We start from the raw sequence: 15292 nt of genomic DNA on the forward strand, positions 1-15292 counted from the left end.
ACTCGTGAAAATTAGTCTTGCGGCGTGCGCAGCGCGACGAAGTTGGTGACGCGCCGCGCGCCAGCGGCTTTCAGCGCAAAGGCCAGCGCGTCGAGCGTGGCGCCGGAGGTCATGACGTCGTCGACGATTCCCACGTGCTGGCCGCGAATCTCTCGCAGCACCGTGAACGCATTGCCGACGTTTCTGCGCCGCGTATCAAGATCGAGCTTTGCTTGCGGTGCCGTGTCTCTAATACGCTCGATCAGCGTTGCGTCAGCCCGCGAGCCGAGCCGGCGCGCAAGCGGATTCCCGATCGACCACGCCTGGTTGTAACCGCGCGTCCTCAAGCGCCGTGGCGAGAGCGGCACCGGCGCGACGACATCCGGTGCTGCTGCGTCAGTGCTCTCAAATGCGGCCTGCAACTGGCGCGCAAACTCGTCGGCCGTTGCCAGCCGCGCGTGGAACTTGAGATCGAGCGCGAGTGTATCGAGTGGCGCGTGATAATCGGCCAGCGCGATGGTCGCGTCAAAATGCGGGGGCTCCGCAATACACCGCCTGCAAGGCAAATGCGCACCACTCGCTCCACGCTTAGCGCCAGTGGATGCGGCCGACGCCGCAGCAAGCACCGGCACGGGCAAAGCACAAATCGGGCACCGTGTGCGCGTCTGGTTCCAATACTGTTCATCGCAGCCGGCACACAACACTTTCTGCGACAAATTGCCACACAATGCGCACTGACTGGGCAACGCGATGTCGCGCATCTGGCCAAGCCGCCGCAGCGCCGTGGCAGAAGCCGCGCGTAGCGAGCCTGGACCGCACGATACGACACCAAACCGTAGCTTCATACGTTCGATCCAAAGAATGCGTGGCATCGTAAAAATCCACCCTGAGTGAGCGGACGAAGCGGACGACCGCGCAGAAGAACCGGCGGGAACCGTTGCGCTGCCTGGTTTGGCTGAACGTTTCAGGAATCGACCGAGTATACTTCGCACTCTTAGAAAGTAGGTTGTCATGTCCCCAACTCCCGCCAATGCTGGCCGTCCAGCCTACGATTCGCGCCGTTTGCAGCGAATTTTCGACCGTCGCGCCGCGACGTTCGATGACGTCGCGTTCCTGCCCCGCGAGATCGCGCAGCGCATGCGCGAGCGGCTCGACTACATCAAGGTAACGCCCGTGCGCGTGCTCGACGCGGGCTGCGGCATGGGCGCCGACCTGCCAGGCTTGCGCGAGCGTTTCGCCGACGCGTCGGTGCTCGGCATGGATTTGTCGGCAGCTATGCTGGCCCGGGCGAACCAGGCCGAGACGGCCGAATCCGAGGCCAACGCTGGCTGGCGGCGGTTTCTTCCCGCCACGCTGGGCAAGGCGTTCGGCGCGCGCGGCCCGCAACTGGCGCAGGGCGACTTCGCTCACCTGCCATTTGCTGCAAGCGCGTTCGAGATGCTCTGGTCGAATCTCGCGCTGCACTGGCACGCGCGGCCCGACCTCGTATTTCCCGAGTGGGCAAGGGTACTCAAGGTGAACGGCCTGCTGATGTTCAGCACCCTCGGTCCCGACACGCTGAAAGAGCTCAGCGGCGCGTACGCGCAGGCGGAAAAATCACTGGGCCTGGCGCCGCAGCGCCACACCATTGAATTCGTCGATATGCACGATCTCGGAGACATGCTGGTCGAGAGCGGTTTCGAGATTCCGGTGATGGATCAGGAGGTGCTGACGATCACGTACAAGTCGCCGGAATCGCTGCTGAAGGACGTGCGCCGCTGGGGTGCTTATCCGCGTGACGCTGCGCCGCAAACGCATGCTCGCGCGTTGCGCGACGCGCTTCACGCGGCGCTCGAAGCGCGCCGGCGCGAAGACGGCACGATCCCGCTGACCTTTGAAGTGATCTATGGTCACGCATGGAAGGCGGCGCCCCGAATGACGGCGGAAGGGTACGGTATTGTGAGGCTCGAAGACATAGGACGAGGCTCAAAACGGAGCAAGTAAACCAGTCAAAAAGGCCTTTCTCACCCCTCGAATACGCGCGTTGACAAGCATCCAAAAGGATGCGGCAAAAGGGCGCAGAGGCTTGTGCGGCTTGGCTTTGCGCGCGCGCCACCTTGCTTGTGGATGCTGGGCAACGCGCCTATAATGCGTCAGTTTGTCGCCGGGCTGGCATGAATTTGGGCGCATTCCTAGTGATTGGCAGCGGCAATAGGTGTACAGGCAGCGAGCAAGAAACTAGTTGGAAGCGGTCAATAAGCAGGCAATAAGCAGGCAATAAGCAAAGCAGGTGAAGAGCGGGTAAGCAGCACGCGGCGCGGGTGAGACAAATCTGACGCGGGAGACGGCGATGCAAGCAACGGATCTGCCGATGGACACCGAACCGGTCGTCAAGGACTGGTTGATCAAACGGAACTGTTCTGTCTCGCCACGGCAATTTGTGGCCTTCTACGTGTCGCTTGCACTGTTTTCGTTGCTGATCGCGAGTTTGCTGGTTTGGGCGGGCGCTTGGCTGGTGCTGCCTTTTACAGGTATCGAGTTGCTGGCGGTTGGTATCGCGTTCGTCATTTATGCGCGGCATGCTGTCGACTACGAGCGGATTCTGCTGTTTCACGACCGGCTGCTGGTCGAGCGGATGGATGCCGAAACGCTCACGCAGATGGAGTTCAATCCGCGCTGGGTGAGAGTCGAGCCGGGGGCAACGCCGAGAGATCCGGTGAGGCTGGTGTGGTGCGGGGAGTCGGTGCCGGTCGGGATACATCTGGCGCAGCATCGTCGCAAGCAGTTCGCCGCTGAGTTGCGCATGTGGCTGAGGCGCTGCGGCTGACGGTCTGAAAATGCGCCGTCTGAGCGCATTTCCGAGGTCCAGACTGCAGCGCTGCGCAAAAAAGCACGGAATCGGGAAGTACCCGGAAACTATGTAACGCAGGAAGCAAGCTGGAAATAAGCAGGAAGCGGCACGTAGCAAGCGGCACACGCATCGACACGCGCCGCCGAGTAGATCGTTTCCAGAGGAGGCGATGCATGCGTCGGACGGGTGCATACGGGGGTCGAGGGTCTGAATGGAAATTTTGGGTAAGGAAGCTATGAAAACAATCAAGCGAGCCCTGTCGGGCGTGCTGGCGTTAAGCGGACTCCTGTTCGCCGGCGCAGCCCTGGCGGTCAACGACAGTCCCGGCGGTCCTGGAGTGAACGAACTCAACTTCCAGACGCCGGTGACGAAGATCGCCGAAGAGCTCTACGGCCTCCATACGTTCATGCTGATCATCTGCACGGTGATTTTCCTCGGCGTGTTCGGCGTGATGTTCTATTCGGTCCTGATGCACCGGAAGTCGAAAGGACACAAGGCTTCGAATTTCCACGAAAGCACCACCGTCGAAATCATCTGGACGATCGTCCCGTTCGTGATCGTCGTGCTAATGGCGCTGCCGGCCACGAAAGCCGTCGTCGCGATGAAAGACACCACGAACGCCGACTTGACCGTGAAGGTCACCGGTTATCAGTGGAAGTGGGGCTACGACTACGTGAAGGGGCAGGGCGAAGGCATCAACTTCCTGTCCACGCTCTCCACCCCGCGTAGCGAAGTGAACGGCCAGACGCCGATCACCGACCTGTATCTGCAGGAAGTCGACAACCCGCTCGTGGTTCCGGTCGACAAGAAAATCCGCATCATCACCACCGCCAACGACGTCGTCCACTCGTGGTACGTCCCGGCGTTCGGCGTGAAGCAGGACGCGATCCCCGGCTTCGTGCGCGATACGTGGTTCAAGGCCGAGAAGACTGGCACGTTCCGCGGCTTCTGCACCGAGTTGTGCGGCAAGGAGCATGCGTACATGCCGGTCGTGGTCGAAGTGTTGTCGGCTGACGACTACACGGCGTGGGTCGATGGCCAGAAGAAGAAAATGGCCGCCAGCGCCGACGATCCGAACAAGACCTACACGATGGACGAGCTGAAGGCGCGCGGCGCGCAGGTCTATACGTCGAATTGCGCGGTTTGCCACCAGCCGACCGGCAAGGGCGCAGGCCAGTTCCCGGCGCTCGATGGCAGCAAGATCGCCAATGGCCCGATCGCGGACCACGTGAGCATTGTGCTGAAGGGCAAGGGCGCGATGCCGAATTGGGGCGCGACGTTGAATGACGTCGAGATCGCTTCGGTGATCACGTACGAACGCAATACCTGGGGCAACCATACGGGCGACATCCTGCAACCTCTGCAAGTCGCCGATGCACGTAACGGCAAGATGCCCGCAGGCGGTGATCATCTGGCGGGCGCAGGCGCTGCGGCCGCTTCGGATGTCGCGGCGAGCGGTGCGGCGGCTGGTGCGACGAGCGGTTCTGAAGCAGCAAGTGCGGCTCCGGCGGCCTCTGCTGCGCCGGCGTCGGCTGCGGCGTCGGACGCTTCGGCGCCAGCGGCTTCGCTGCCGGCGAGCGTGTATTTCGAGACGGGCAAGAATGCATTGCCAGCGGACGCCGCCAGCGCGATCCAGGCTGCAGCCGATTACGCGAAGGCGCATCCGGACGCAAAGCTGACGCTGTCAGGTTTCACCGACGCAACCGGCTCCGCCACGAAGAACGCCGAACTGGCGAAGACGCGTGCGCAGGCCGTTCGCGACGCGCTGAAGGCTGCGGGCGTAGCGGAAGACCGCATTATTTTGAAGAAGCCGGAAACGATCACGGGCGGTGCTGACGCGAGAGAAGCACGGCGTGTAGAGATCAGTCCGGCCGCCTGACGGTCGTACCCATTCGGCCAGCTTCTTTCTGAAAGGAAGCTGGCGTAGCGTAACGCCCAAGTGCCGCAGTATTCGCTTTAGGAGATTGTCATGTCTAGCATCGGACACGATGTAACCGCGGGCCACGAACATGGCCACGCTCATGATCACGATGAGCACGCGCACGAACTGCCGTACGGCTGGCGTCGCTGGCTATTCGCGACGAACCACAAGGACATCGGTACCTTGTACCTGTTGTTCTCGTTCATCATGTTCCTGTCGGGGGGCGTGATGGCGCTGATGATCCGCGCCGAGCTCTTCGAGCCTGGCCTGCAGATCATGCGTCCCGAGTTTTTCAACCAGTTGACCACCATGCACGGCCTGATCATGGTGTTCGGCGCGATCATGCCGGCGTTCGTCGGCTTCGCGAACTGGCAGATTCCGCTGCAGATTGGCGCGTCTGACATGGCCTTCGCGCGGATGAACAACTTCAGCTTCTGGCTGCTGCCGGTGGCCGCCATCCTGCTGATCACGTCGTTCTTCGTTCCCGGCGGCGCGACTGCTGCTGGCTGGACGTTGTATGCACCGCTCTCCACGCAGATGGGCCCGGGCATGGACTTCGCCATTTTCGCGATCCACTTGATGGGTGCGTCGTCGATCATGGGCGGTATCAATATCGTCGTGACGATCCTGAATTTGCGCGCGCCCGGCATGACGCTGATGAAGATGCCGATGTTCTGCTGGACCTGGCTGATCACCGCCTACCTGTTGATTGCCGTGATGCCGGTGCTGGCAGGCGCGATCACCATGGTGCTGTTCGATCGCCACTTCGGCACGTCGTTCTTCAATGCAGCGGGCGGCGGCGATCCGGTGATGTACCAGCATATCTTCTGGTTCTTCGGGCATCCCGAGGTGTACATCATGATCTTGCCGGCGTTCGGGATCGTGTCGCAGGTGATCCCGGCGTTCTCGCGCAAGCCGCTGTTCGGCTATAGCTCGATGGTGTACGCAACGGCATCCATCGCGATCCTCTCGTTCATGGTCTGGGCGCACCACATGTTCGCCACCGGCATGCCGGTGACGGGCCAGCTCTTCTTCATGTACGCGACCATGCTGATCGCGGTGCCGACGGGCGTTAAGGTGTTCAACTGGGTCGCCACCATGTGGCGCGGTTCGTTGACCTTCGAATCCCCGATGCTGTTCGCTATCGGCTTCCTGTTCGTGTTCACCATGGGCGGTTTCACGGGCCTGATCCTCTCCATGGCGCCGCTTGATATCCAGATGCACGGGACTTATTACGTGGTGGCCCACTTCCACTACGTGCTGGTGGCGGGTTCGCTGTTCGCGCTCTTCTCCGGGTGGTACTACTGGTCGCCGAAGTGGACCGGCTGGATGTACAACGAGACGCGCGGCAAGATCCACTTCTGGGCGTCGATGATCTTCTTCAACATCACCTTCTTCCCGATGCACTTCCTGGGCCTCGCCGGCATGCCGCGTCGTTATGCGGATTACCCGGCGCAGTTCACGGACTTCAACCAGGTTGCGACCATCGGCGCGTTTGGTTTCGGTCTGGCGCAGGTGTACTTCCTGTTCGCGGTGGCATTGCCGGCGTATCGAGGCGGTGGTGAGCTGGAGAAAGCCGAAGACAAGCCATGGGATGGCGCCGAAGGTCTGGAATGGACCATACCGAGCCCGGCTCCTTTCCACACGTTCGAGCAGCCGCCGCACGTAGAGTGAAATACCGGCAGCGTGTCCCGTTGCGTTGATATTGAAGCAAAACGGGACGCGCGCCACGCAGGACAATGACAGCGAAGCGCATGACTAGCGGAATAAAGCCTGAACGGATGACCCGGAATTCACAGAAGCAACGCACGCCCGAGCAAATTCGGGCGAGCAACAAGCGGCTCGGCCTGATCCTGATGGCAGTGGCCGCGGCGTTTTGCCTGGCCGCGATCATCGATCAGTACGTGCGTTCGAGAGGTTAAGGAACGTGGCGACGCCTGAGGAAACCAAGGAAGACCGCGCGTTCAACCGTTCGATGATGGTCAAGCTGATTGTGGTGGCGGTCGCCATGTTCGGTTTTGGTTTTGCGCTGGTGCCCATGTATCGCGCGATCTGCTCGATTACCGGCATCAACAATCTTGTGCAGCGCGACGTGGGCGCACGGGAAGCGAAGAATACGCAGGTGGACATGAGCCGCAAGATTTCCATCGAATTCGATGCAAACGCGCGCGGCCCATTGCAGTTCAAGCCGGAACAGAACACGCTGGACGTACATCCGGGTGAAGTCATGACGGTGATGTACGAGGTGACCAACCAGCAGGCACGTACGGTTCAGGCGCAAGCCATTCCGAGCTACGCGCCCATGCAGGCCACCGAGTACTTCAAGAAGATAGAGTGCTTTTGCTTCACGCAGCAGACGTTGAAGCCGAACGAGACCCGGCGCATGCCCGTGGTGTTCGTGGTGGACCCGAAGCTGCCCAAGGATGTGAAGACGATCACGTTGTCGTACACGTTCTTTGAATTGACCGCGCCTGAGTCGGTGTCGCGAAGCGGTACTTAGCCAAGGGCTGCGCTTCCGGCAAGCACGCGCGGCAGGTTGTGCATGAGCCGCGCCAAGCGGCGGAGATGTGAGATGGTTGAAACACAAAAGCAGGCGCCGAAGAACAGCTTTCTCCGGTTGCTGAAGGCGGTTTTCTGGTCGTTCTTTGGCGTGCGCCGTCGCCGCGACCTGGAAAGCGATGCCTCGCTGAATCCGCTGCATCTGATTGCAGCCGGGGTTATCGGGGCGGTGCTGTTTATCGTCGTGTTGCTGGTGGTGGTGCGGGCGGTGGTGGGATAAACGCCAGTGGCGTTGCTGCGGAAGGATCAAGCGGCGGCAGTGGCCGTAAAAAATTCAAGCAACTGGATCGAAGTGGAGAATCAATAATGAGCGGTCAAAACGAAAGCCCGTACTATTTCGTCCCGCAGCCGTCGAGGCATCCGATCATGGCCGCCACCGGCCTGCTGATCGCGATGGCTTCGCTGGCGTCGTGGGTCAATGGTGAATCATGGGCGCCGATCACGTTTGTCATCGGCCTGCTTTGGCTGCTGTACACGCTGTGGCACTGGTTTGGAGACTCCATCGGGGAATCCGAAGGCGGGATGTACGGCAAGAACGTCGATTTGTCGTACCGATGGAGCATGAGCTGGTTCATCTTCTCCGAAGTGATGTTCTTCGGGGCGTTCTTCGGCGCGCTGTTCTATGCGCGCGAGATTGCGCTGCACCAACTCGGCAGCCTCGATTACAAGCTGATCTGGCCGGATTTCACCGCCGTGTGGCCGAACAGAGGCCCGGCCGGACTGGTGTCGCACTTCCGTTCCATGACGCCGTGGCCGCTGCCGACGATCAACACTGCGCTGCTGCTGAGTTCAGGCGCGACGCTGACCGTTGCTCACCATGCGCTGCGCGAAAATCATCGGAACAAAACGATCATCTGGCTGGGCGCGACCATTCTGCTCGGTATGTGCTTCCTGTTCTGCCAGGGTTACGAGTATTTCCACGCGTACAACGAACTGAACCTGACGCTGACTTCAGGCGTGTACGGCTCCACGTTCTTCCTGCTGACGGGCTTCCACGGTTTCCACGTGTTTCTCGGTGGCACCATGCTCACCGTGGTTCTCGTGCGGGTGATCCGCGGGCACTTCACAGCGGAGCATCACTTCGCGTTTGAAGGGGCCGCGTGGTACTGGCACTTCGTGGATGTGGTGTGGCTCGGGCTGTACGTGGTCGTGTACTGGTTGTGAGTGTTCAGGCGGGACGGATGCGGCGGATTGATCCAGCCGTGTCCGGTCTGGCAGGATGGTTTGAAGTCGATTGAAAAAGATGCTTTGCAAAGCGCCGCCTCGACCTGACTCGGGCGGCGTTTTGTTTTTGAATGCGGCTTGGCGGAATGTTGAGGAAGGAGTTTCCTGCGCGGTTTTGTCGCAGCGTTGAGTGCAACGGCCCGCTAGTATTCCGCGATCGAGGGCGAACCTTCGCTCTGCCGGAAGGCCCAACCTACGCGTAGCCTCAGACGTCATCGAGACCTTACTTAGCGTCCGAGCGGAATTCCGGTGGACTGGATCCAGCCCATCCAGTGTGCGAACAGGATGAAGAGGAACAGCGAGATCGACAGCCCGACCCGCATGGCAAGCGACCACACCATGCGCTTGGTCTTGCCCTTGTCGGTCATCATGAAGTACAGCGCCGAACCCAGGCTCGCGATGATGAGAATGAATGCAATGGCGACGAATATGTGCATGAAAACAGCCAGTTGGCCTATGAAGTTCGATCTGTCAATTATCGCACCGCAGGTAACATGCCGCGTGGGCGTTCAGGTTTTCATCGGTGGAAACGCGGTATGAAAATTCGTTTCTGGCCGACGCTGATCATCCTGATCGTCATGGCGGTCACCGTGCGCCTCGGCTTCTGGCAGCGCGACCGCGCGCATCAGAAAGAGCAGTTGAACGCGCGGATTGTGGCGTTTGAAAACGCGCCCGTGCAGCGCGTGGGGGCGACGCCGGTGGCGTTGAAGGACATCGAGTTTCATCGTGTGCTGGCGCGTGGCACGTTCATGCCCGATCGGGTCGTTTATCTCGACAACCGGCCCTACAACGACCAGCCGGGCTTTTATGTCGTGATGCCGCTCAAGCTCGATGGCGGCGGGGTGGTCCTCGTGAACCGCGGCTGGTTGCCACGGAATCTGGCGGACCGCACGGGCATTGAGCCGTATGACACACCGTCCGGTGAAGTCGAAATTGAAGGCATTGCGCGGGCGAATGCGTCGCAGGCTTTCGAATTGGGGCACGGCGGCTCCGCTGCGCAGCAACAAATTCGGCAGAATCTTGACGTCGCTGCGTACGCCGCCGAAACAGGTTTACCGCTGCAACCGTTCGTGATCCAGCAATTGAACAATAGCGGTGACAAGCTGGTGCGTGACTGGCCGGCGCCGACCATGGGCGTAGATACCAACTACGGCTATATGTTGCAGTGGTGGGGCATGGCGCTTGCCGCGCTCGGGTTCGGGCTTTACGCGGCGCGGCGTGCGGCGAAGAATGAAGGGAAGAAGGACGAAGAAAAGAAGGACGAAGAAAAGAAGGACGGCGACGGGCAGAGCGCACCGGAAACGCTGGATGGGAAGGCTTGATCCGAAGGCTTGATCCACTAACCTAACAACCTCGAGCACGACGGACTGGGCCGGGAACGGACTGCCGTGTGTTCGCGTCAGGTGGGTTTAACCGAAAGTGACAGGCAGGTGCGCGCTCGGCCTGAGACCGGGTCCGGTCGCCAGCCACGAAGCAGGCGCCCCGCGCTTGAACGAACGCATCGCGCGAAAAGAAGTACGCGATGCCGCAAACGAATAGAGGCAACATTTTGTCCATGCAAACTCCCCGACCGTCCGCGTCTGCCATTCACAAGGCGCGTGCCCAGCAGCAGGACCGCACGCCCGGTTCATGGAACAAGGGGCGCTGGATGCTGATCCTGCTCGCGGCCGTCTGCGCGGCGCCGGTCCTCGCGTCCTACTTTATGTACTACGTGGTCAAGCCGACCGGCGGCACCACAAGCTATGGTGCGCTGATCGAGCCGCAACGGCCGATTCCCGACCAACTCGTCGTCACCGACGAACAAGGCAAACCAATGCCGCTCACCGCTTTGCGCGGCAAATGGCTAATGGTCACGGTCAACGGCGGTGACTGCAACGAGCAGTGCGTCACGCGCCTCTTCTTCATGCGGCAGGTGCGCGCACTGCAATCGGGGGAACGTGAACGGGTGGTCAACGTCTGGCTTCGTACCGATGACAAACCGGTCTCGAGCGTGATCCGCACGGCTTATCCACAGCCGGACACCCGCATGCTGGTCGCCGACCCCAAAGCCGTGGCGGCGTGGCTGCCGGCGGGCGCGGATTCGCAACTCACCGATCACATCTTCCTGGTCGATCCCAATGGCAATCTCATGATGCGGTTCCCGAAGAATCCCGAGCCGGAGAAGATCAAGGCGGATCTGGCGAAGCTGCTGAAGTGGTCGCGGATCGGTTGAGGACGAACTAAGGACGAGTTGAGGACAGTGCACGCATGACTTACGTTTTACAACTTGGATTGATCGGCATCTGCATTGCGTTGTTGCCGCTTTCGTACGTGTGGGTGAAAGCCGACGACAACAAATTTCGCAAGCTCGTCTGGCTCACCACATTCCTGACGCTCGATCTCGTGATGTTCGGCGGTTTTACGCGACTGACCGATTCGGGCCTCGGTTGCCCCGACTGGCCGGGTTGTTATGGCACGTCGTCGCCGTTTATTGCGCATGCGGCCATTAGCGCTGCCTACCAGGCGATGCCGACGGGACCGGTGAGCATCGGTAAGGCGTGGATCGAAATGATCCACCGTTATTTCGCCATGGCGATCGGCGTGTTGATCATCGCGCAGGTTCTGATTGCATGGACGGCGCGTTTCAAGCGCCGGCCGCTGCACGTGTCGCCCTGGTGGCCGACCGGGATCCTGATGCTGATTGTGGTGCAGGGCGCGTTTGGCGCCTGGACGGTCACCATGAAGCTGCAGCCGGTCATTGTGACCACGCATCTGTTGCTCGGGCTGGCGTTGCTCGGCTCGCTCGGCTGGTTGGCCGCACGCCTGACGCCGATTCCTGCCATCGATCCCGCCGCCGCTCGCTGGCTACCCGCCGCGCTCATCGGATTGGTGCTGCTGGTGGTTCAGATCGCGTTAGGCGGCTGGGTCAGCACGAACTACGCGGTGCTCGCCTGCACGGACTTCCCGCTATGCAACGGCGCCTGGATTCCGCCGATGAACTTCGAGCACGGCTTCCACCTGTGGCGCGCGCTCGGGATGACTGGCGACGGCGATGTCATCTCGCAGGACGCGCTCGTCGCGATTCACTGGACCCACAGGACCTTTGCGGTTGTCGTCGTGCTGTACACGTTGTGGCTCGCGGCGAAACTGCGGCGATTTGAGTCGTTGAGAAAACCCGCCAACGGCATCATGATCGTGATCGTCGTGCAGTTCCTGACGGGATTGTCGAACATCCTGCTGCAGTGGCCGCTGCCTATTGCCGTGGCCCACAACGGCGGGGCGGCCATCCTTTTGCTGCTGCTCGTTATGGTAAACTTTCGAATCTCTTCCAGCCGTCCCGGCCACGTTGTGGGGTCGTCTGCCACCGCTGTGCGCGACGCCGTTCCCGCATCACTCCCGCGCCAAGCTCCGTGAGTTTCTATGGACAGCACCACACTGATTTCCCCTTCCGGTAGCCGCCTCTCGCAGTACATCGCGTTGACCAAACCGCGTGTGACGCAACTCGCGGTTTTCTGCGCGGTCATCGGCATGTTCCTGGCCACGCCAGGCATGGTGCCTTGGACTGTGTTGATCGGGGGAACCGTGGGTATCTGGTTGCTGGCTGGGGCCGCGTTCGCCATCAACTGCCTGATGGAACAAAAGATCGATGCAATGATGCGCCGCACCGCATGGCGTCCATCGGCACGCGGTGAAATCACGCCCGCGCAGATCCTGCTGTTTTCGGCGGTGCTCGGCGGCGCGGGCATGTGGACGCTCTACACGTTCACGAATGCGCTGACCATGTGGCTGACAATCGCGACGTTTGTTGGCTACGCGGTGATTTATACGTGCTTGCTGAAACCTGCGACGCCGCAGAACATCGTGATCGGCGGTGCGTCGGGTGCCATGCCGCCAGCGCTTGGCTGGGCCGCTGTCACGGGTCATGTACCCGGAGACGCGTGGATTCTTGTCCTGATCATCTTCGTGTGGACGCCGCCGCATTTTTGGGCGCTGGCGTTGTATCGGCGCAAGGACTACGAGAACGCCGGCTTGCCAATGCTGCCGAACACGCACGGCGAGAAATACACGCGCCTGCATATCCTTCTGTACACGGTGATCCTGTTTGCCGTGACCATGATGCCGTTTATCTCCGGCATGAGCGGTCTGCTCTATCTCGCGTCCGCCGTCGTGCTTGGCGGCATTTTCCTGGGTTATGCGTGGAAGATTTATCGTGAATATTCCGATGCTCTCGCGCGCAAGACCTTTCGGTTCTCCATCGTGTATTTGTCGCTGCTGTTCGGCGCGCTGCTCGTGGATCATTACGTGCGGACGGTGATCGGTTTATGACGTTTTCAGTTCGGGGAATCGTTTTCTGGTTGGGATTGGTTTTGGCCGCCGCGCTGCTCGCAGGATGCGACAGCAAACCGGCGTTCACGAATCTCGACATCACGGGCAATACGCAGTTCGGCAGCGAATTTTCGTTGCCTGACACCAGCGGCAAAACGCGCACGCTGGGTGACTTCAAGGGCAAGGCCGTCGTGCTGTTCTTCGGCTATACGCATTGTCCGGATGTCTGCCCGACCACGCTCGCCGAACTTTCGCAGGCGCTGCAAAAACTCGGCGATGACGCCAAGCGCGTTCAAGTGCTGATGGTCACCGTTGATCCCGCACGCGATACCGCGCCGTTGCTGGGTGAATATGTGTCCGCGTTTAGCCCGACGTTCATCGGCTTGCGTCCCGCTGACACAGCCGAACTCGTCAAGATCACCAAGGATTTTCGCGTTTATTACGCGCAAGTTCCGGGCAAGACAGCCGGCGAATACACCATGGACCACACGGCTGCGAGTTATGTCTTTGACCCGCAAGGTCGGCTCAGGTTGTTCGCACGCGATGGGCAGGGCGTGGACACGTGGGTACACGATCTGAAGTTGTTGCTCGATTAAGCGGACGCTTGCTACCAGTGTTGCCAAGGCCGTTTCAACTCACGTTGAAACGGCCTTTCTCATGGTTGATTCCAGCTTCGAACCTTTCTGGAAGGCCGGCGGAGGATAGCGGCCCCGCTCACGGCGATGGCGGCAAATTCAGACCCGGTGCGAGCCGTGTGGCCTTGAACTCGATGATGTCGTAGTGCACGAGCCGCTGCTGCGAGAATGGGTCTTCCGCAATGATCGCGTCAAGCCGGTCACGCTCCATGGCCGCCGCCAGGATAACGCCGCCGTCGCGCGGCACTTGGGGTCCCGCGATAATAAACGCCCCTGCGTCGAACTGCCGTTCGAGATAGAGGCGATGAGCGTCGAGCGCGTCGTCGATTTCAGCGAGCGCGCCGGTGTAGCGTAGATGAATGACGTACATGGGCGATTTCAACCGATAGAGAACGGCCCTCAATCTTAATCCCACGCGGTCGGCCCAGTGCGCAGGCTTTAGAAGGCGCAGGGTTCTTTCAAGCATTTTCCCCATTCCCCTTGGCCACTCAATTCCTCGAAACCAAACGGTTTCAGAAGAGGTGCAATCGGAGCCGGGTTCAATTCGGTCGCGCAGACGATGCGGTCATACCCGGACTCTGTCGCAAAGCTTACGCACGCGCTGACCAAACGGCGAACGGCACCACGGCTGCTCACACCTGGTTCCACGAACAACGCCGCCAGCCGCGCGCTCCCGGCTGGCATCCCTATCAGCAGGCTCGCGCCTACGCCGACCCCGTCGCGCTCGGCGATCCAGCAGGCGTTGCGCAGCGGATCGGGTGCGGTCAGGTAATCCGCTACGACCATCGCGATGCGCGTTTCCCGCTCACGTTGCGCTTGTATTCCACCGGGAGCGAGCTGCGCCTCACGCTCGACAATCCAGCCAAAATCACCGGGCCGCGGACCGCGCAACCGGACGCGCGGTGCGTCGCCAGGAGGGGAGAGCAGGCGCTGGACGCATCCCATCGATTCGATCAGTTGCGCGCGTTCTTCCAGTGTCATTGCGTCCAGCGTGGCCGATACGTCGTCGCGCACGTGCGTACTTCCCGCAGCCAGCGCCGTCTCTCCGGTCGGGGTCAATGAAACCTGGTGACGGCGGGCATCGCCAGAAAATGGCTGCCGTTCGATTAATCCGGCGCACTCGAATTGCGTCAGCATCCGACTCAGATGACCGGTATCGAGCCCGAGCGTGCGCGAGATATCCGCCGCCGTGCACGTGCCGGCATGCATGACAGCAAACAGCACACGCATTTCTGTCAGCGACAGCGCGCTGTTTTCCACTAACTCATGTGGTGCCCTCACGTGGCACGCGTAAAACCATTGGAAGCGGCGTACCGCATCCGTCAGGCCGTCGCTCATGGAACTGCCCATATCCACCTCGCTCTCTCGTTTTTATGTCGTCCGCCGTTTCCCCCGGCGAATCGATCAAGACTATTGTGCCGATAAAAAGCATGATCGTGCCAAATAGGACGAACGACATCTCTTGCAGCGGACGAAGGGCGTCTATAGTGTGTAGACCAGTCGCGTCAAAGTGGGCTGTATTCAAGGGTAATCACTAATACGAACGAGCTCGCGAAATAAATTTGAGATGCGTTCAACCTATTGATAATTAACAAGTTTGTTCGATGTCAGGCAATTGATTTCTGAAATTGACTGGTATTATTTTGGTTATATAATGGGCTCGCCAAAGACATCAACTTTGTGACCATTCTTATGCACAATCGGTTAGCTGAACGATCGTAAAAATTGGTCGCAAAGTGTCAATCAAGGTGTCCGGCGGGCATCCTGTTCCAGTGCTGTTCGTGCGGTAAGCATCGCGCCAGAGTCCGGCCACTATCGGATCGGCGAGACGTCGAAACA

17 protein-coding genes are annotated in these 15292 nt (G+C 60.3%); 13 read left to right on the plus strand and 4 right to left on the minus strand.

Annotation, left to right across the window (positions count from 1 at the left end):
* Window positions 1-11: 11 nt before the first annotated feature.
* A complete protein-coding gene (locus SBC1_RS01560; protein ID WP_165988760.1) occupies window positions 12-824 on the minus strand; it encodes a ComF family protein in 813 nt (270 codons plus the stop codon).
* A gap of 166 nt (window positions 825-990) precedes the next feature.
* Here SBC1_RS01560 and SBC1_RS01565 point away from each other — a divergent pair, with 166 nt between their 5' ends.
* From SBC1_RS01565 to SBC1_RS01600, 8 genes are all read left to right on the plus strand, one after another.
* The gene (locus SBC1_RS01565; RefSeq protein ID WP_165085921.1) at window positions 991-1962 is read left to right on the plus strand and encodes a methyltransferase domain-containing protein; all 972 of its coding nucleotides are present in this window, start codon (window positions 991-993) and stop codon (window positions 1960-1962) included.
* 346 nt (window positions 1963-2308) lie between these two features.
* On the plus strand, window positions 2309-2785 hold the full coding sequence (locus tag SBC1_RS01570) for a DUF2244 domain-containing protein (protein WP_165987065.1): 477 nt from the start codon (window positions 2309-2311) through the stop codon (window positions 2783-2785).
* Between the two features lie 235 nt (window positions 2786-3020).
* Complete coding sequence (gene coxB, locus SBC1_RS01575; RefSeq protein WP_165085925.1) at window positions 3021-4688, plus strand: cytochrome c oxidase subunit II; 1668 nt, start codon at window positions 3021-3023, stop codon at window positions 4686-4688.
* 90 nt (window positions 4689-4778) lie between these two features.
* Window positions 4779-6404 (plus strand): cytochrome c oxidase subunit I, encoded by a 1626-nt coding sequence (gene ctaD, locus SBC1_RS01580; protein ID WP_165085927.1) that lies wholly within the window; start codon window positions 4779-4781, stop codon window positions 6402-6404.
* A gap of 107 nt (window positions 6405-6511) precedes the next feature.
* Window positions 6512-6652: a cytochrome oxidase small assembly protein gene (locus SBC1_RS01585; RefSeq protein WP_241202065.1), complete on the plus strand. Its 141-nt coding sequence runs from the start codon at window positions 6512-6514 to the stop codon at window positions 6650-6652.
* Between the two features lie 53 nt (window positions 6653-6705).
* Window positions 6706-7230, plus strand: coding sequence for a cytochrome c oxidase assembly protein (locus tag SBC1_RS01590; protein WP_241202066.1), 525 nt, complete (start codon window positions 6706-6708; stop codon window positions 7228-7230).
* 72 nt (window positions 7231-7302) lie between these two features.
* On the plus strand, window positions 7303-7509 hold the full coding sequence (locus SBC1_RS01595) for a DUF2970 domain-containing protein (protein ID WP_165085932.1): 207 nt from the start codon (window positions 7303-7305) through the stop codon (window positions 7507-7509).
* A gap of 86 nt (window positions 7510-7595) precedes the next feature.
* Entirely contained in the window at window positions 7596-8453 is an 858-nt protein-coding gene (locus SBC1_RS01600) for a cytochrome c oxidase subunit 3 (RefSeq protein WP_165987069.1), read from the plus strand.
* Window positions 8454-8740: 287 nt separating this feature from the next.
* Here the strand turns inward: SBC1_RS01600 and SBC1_RS01605 are convergent, their stop codons facing one another.
* The gene (locus tag SBC1_RS01605; RefSeq protein ID WP_047895574.1) at window positions 8741-8950 is read right to left on the minus strand and encodes a twin transmembrane helix small protein; all 210 of its coding nucleotides are present in this window, start codon (window positions 8948-8950) and stop codon (window positions 8741-8743) included.
* Window positions 8951-9049: 99 nt separating this feature from the next.
* Between SBC1_RS01605 and SBC1_RS01610 the strand changes: the two genes are divergently transcribed.
* From SBC1_RS01610 to SBC1_RS01630, 5 genes are all read left to right on the plus strand, one after another.
* Window positions 9050-9835 carry an SURF1 family protein gene (locus SBC1_RS01610; RefSeq protein WP_165987071.1) on the plus strand — a complete coding sequence of 262 codons (786 nt, stop codon included), beginning with the start codon at window positions 9050-9052 and terminating at the stop codon, window positions 9833-9835.
* 233 nt (window positions 9836-10068) lie between these two features.
* Window positions 10069-10725 carry a cytochrome C oxidase subunit I gene (locus SBC1_RS01615; protein ID WP_165085940.1) on the plus strand — a complete coding sequence of 219 codons (657 nt, stop codon included), beginning with the start codon at window positions 10069-10071 and terminating at the stop codon, window positions 10723-10725.
* Window positions 10726-10760: 35 nt separating this feature from the next.
* Window positions 10761-11906: a heme A synthase gene (locus SBC1_RS01620; protein WP_165085943.1), complete on the plus strand. Its 1146-nt coding sequence runs from the start codon at window positions 10761-10763 to the stop codon at window positions 11904-11906.
* Window positions 11907-11912: 6 nt separating this feature from the next.
* Window positions 11913-12818 (plus strand): heme o synthase, encoded by a 906-nt coding sequence (cyoE, locus tag SBC1_RS01625; RefSeq protein ID WP_165085945.1) that lies wholly within the window; start codon window positions 11913-11915, stop codon window positions 12816-12818.
* A complete protein-coding gene (locus SBC1_RS01630; RefSeq protein ID WP_165085947.1) occupies window positions 12815-13414 on the plus strand; it encodes an SCO family protein in 600 nt (199 codons plus the stop codon). The genes cyoE and SBC1_RS01630 overlap by 4 nt, the downstream gene beginning before the upstream one ends.
* A gap of 118 nt (window positions 13415-13532) precedes the next feature.
* On the opposite strand, the gene SBC1_RS01635 is transcribed toward SBC1_RS01630, so the two are convergent.
* Both SBC1_RS01635 and SBC1_RS01640 read right to left on the minus strand, forming a co-directional pair.
* Window positions 13533-13823: a YciI family protein gene (locus tag SBC1_RS01635; RefSeq protein WP_165085949.1), complete on the minus strand. Its 291-nt coding sequence runs from the start codon at window positions 13821-13823 to the stop codon at window positions 13533-13535.
* Between the two features lie 68 nt (window positions 13824-13891).
* Window positions 13892-14803, minus strand: coding sequence for a bifunctional helix-turn-helix transcriptional regulator/GNAT family N-acetyltransferase (locus SBC1_RS01640; RefSeq protein ID WP_165085951.1), 912 nt, complete (start codon window positions 14801-14803; stop codon window positions 13892-13894).
* Window positions 14804-15292 lie beyond the last annotated feature (489 nt).

Origin of the sequence: Caballeronia sp. SBC1 (assembly GCF_011493005.1) — a bacterium.
Lineage (GTDB): Bacteria > Pseudomonadota > Gammaproteobacteria > Burkholderiales > Burkholderiaceae > Caballeronia.

What these genes read in the sequence shown, in the direction of transcription:
- SBC1_RS01640 (WP_165085951.1), bottom strand. Translation starts at nt 14,803, where the DNA reads ATGGGCAGTTCCATGAGCGACGGCCTGACGGATGCGGTACGCCGCTTC.
- SBC1_RS01560 (WP_165988760.1), bottom strand. Translation starts at nt 824, where the DNA reads ATGAAGCTACGGTTTGGTGTCGTATCGTGCGGTCCAGGCTCGCTACGC.
- SBC1_RS01635 (WP_165085949.1), bottom strand. Translation starts at nt 13,823, where the DNA reads ATGTACGTCATTCATCTACGCTACACCGGCGCGCTCGCTGAAATCGAC.
- SBC1_RS01600 (WP_165987069.1), top strand. Translation starts at nt 7,596, where the DNA reads ATGAGCGGTCAAAACGAAAGCCCGTACTATTTCGTCCCGCAGCCGTCG.
- SBC1_RS01565 (WP_165085921.1), top strand. Translation starts at nt 991, where the DNA reads ATGTCCCCAACTCCCGCCAATGCTGGCCGTCCAGCCTACGATTCGCGC.
- SBC1_RS01585 (WP_241202065.1), top strand. Translation starts at nt 6,512, where the DNA reads ATGACCCGGAATTCACAGAAGCAACGCACGCCCGAGCAAATTCGGGCG.
- SBC1_RS01590 (WP_241202066.1), top strand. Translation starts at nt 6,706, where the DNA reads ATGATGGTCAAGCTGATTGTGGTGGCGGTCGCCATGTTCGGTTTTGGT.
- SBC1_RS01570 (WP_165987065.1), top strand. Translation starts at nt 2,309, where the DNA reads ATGCAAGCAACGGATCTGCCGATGGACACCGAACCGGTCGTCAAGGAC.
- SBC1_RS01605 (WP_047895574.1), bottom strand. Translation starts at nt 8,950, where the DNA reads ATGCACATATTCGTCGCCATTGCATTCATTCTCATCATCGCGAGCCTG.
- cyoE (WP_165085945.1), top strand. Translation starts at nt 11,913, where the DNA reads ATGGACAGCACCACACTGATTTCCCCTTCCGGTAGCCGCCTCTCGCAG.
- SBC1_RS01620 (WP_165085943.1), top strand. Translation starts at nt 10,761, where the DNA reads ATGACTTACGTTTTACAACTTGGATTGATCGGCATCTGCATTGCGTTG.
- ctaD (WP_165085927.1), top strand. Translation starts at nt 4,779, where the DNA reads ATGTCTAGCATCGGACACGATGTAACCGCGGGCCACGAACATGGCCAC.
- SBC1_RS01595 (WP_165085932.1), top strand. Translation starts at nt 7,303, where the DNA reads ATGGTTGAAACACAAAAGCAGGCGCCGAAGAACAGCTTTCTCCGGTTG.
- SBC1_RS01610 (WP_165987071.1), top strand. Translation starts at nt 9,050, where the DNA reads ATGAAAATTCGTTTCTGGCCGACGCTGATCATCCTGATCGTCATGGCG.
- SBC1_RS01615 (WP_165085940.1), top strand. Translation starts at nt 10,069, where the DNA reads ATGCAAACTCCCCGACCGTCCGCGTCTGCCATTCACAAGGCGCGTGCC.
- coxB (WP_165085925.1), top strand. Translation starts at nt 3,021, where the DNA reads ATGGAAATTTTGGGTAAGGAAGCTATGAAAACAATCAAGCGAGCCCTG.
- SBC1_RS01630 (WP_165085947.1), top strand. Translation starts at nt 12,815, where the DNA reads ATGACGTTTTCAGTTCGGGGAATCGTTTTCTGGTTGGGATTGGTTTTG.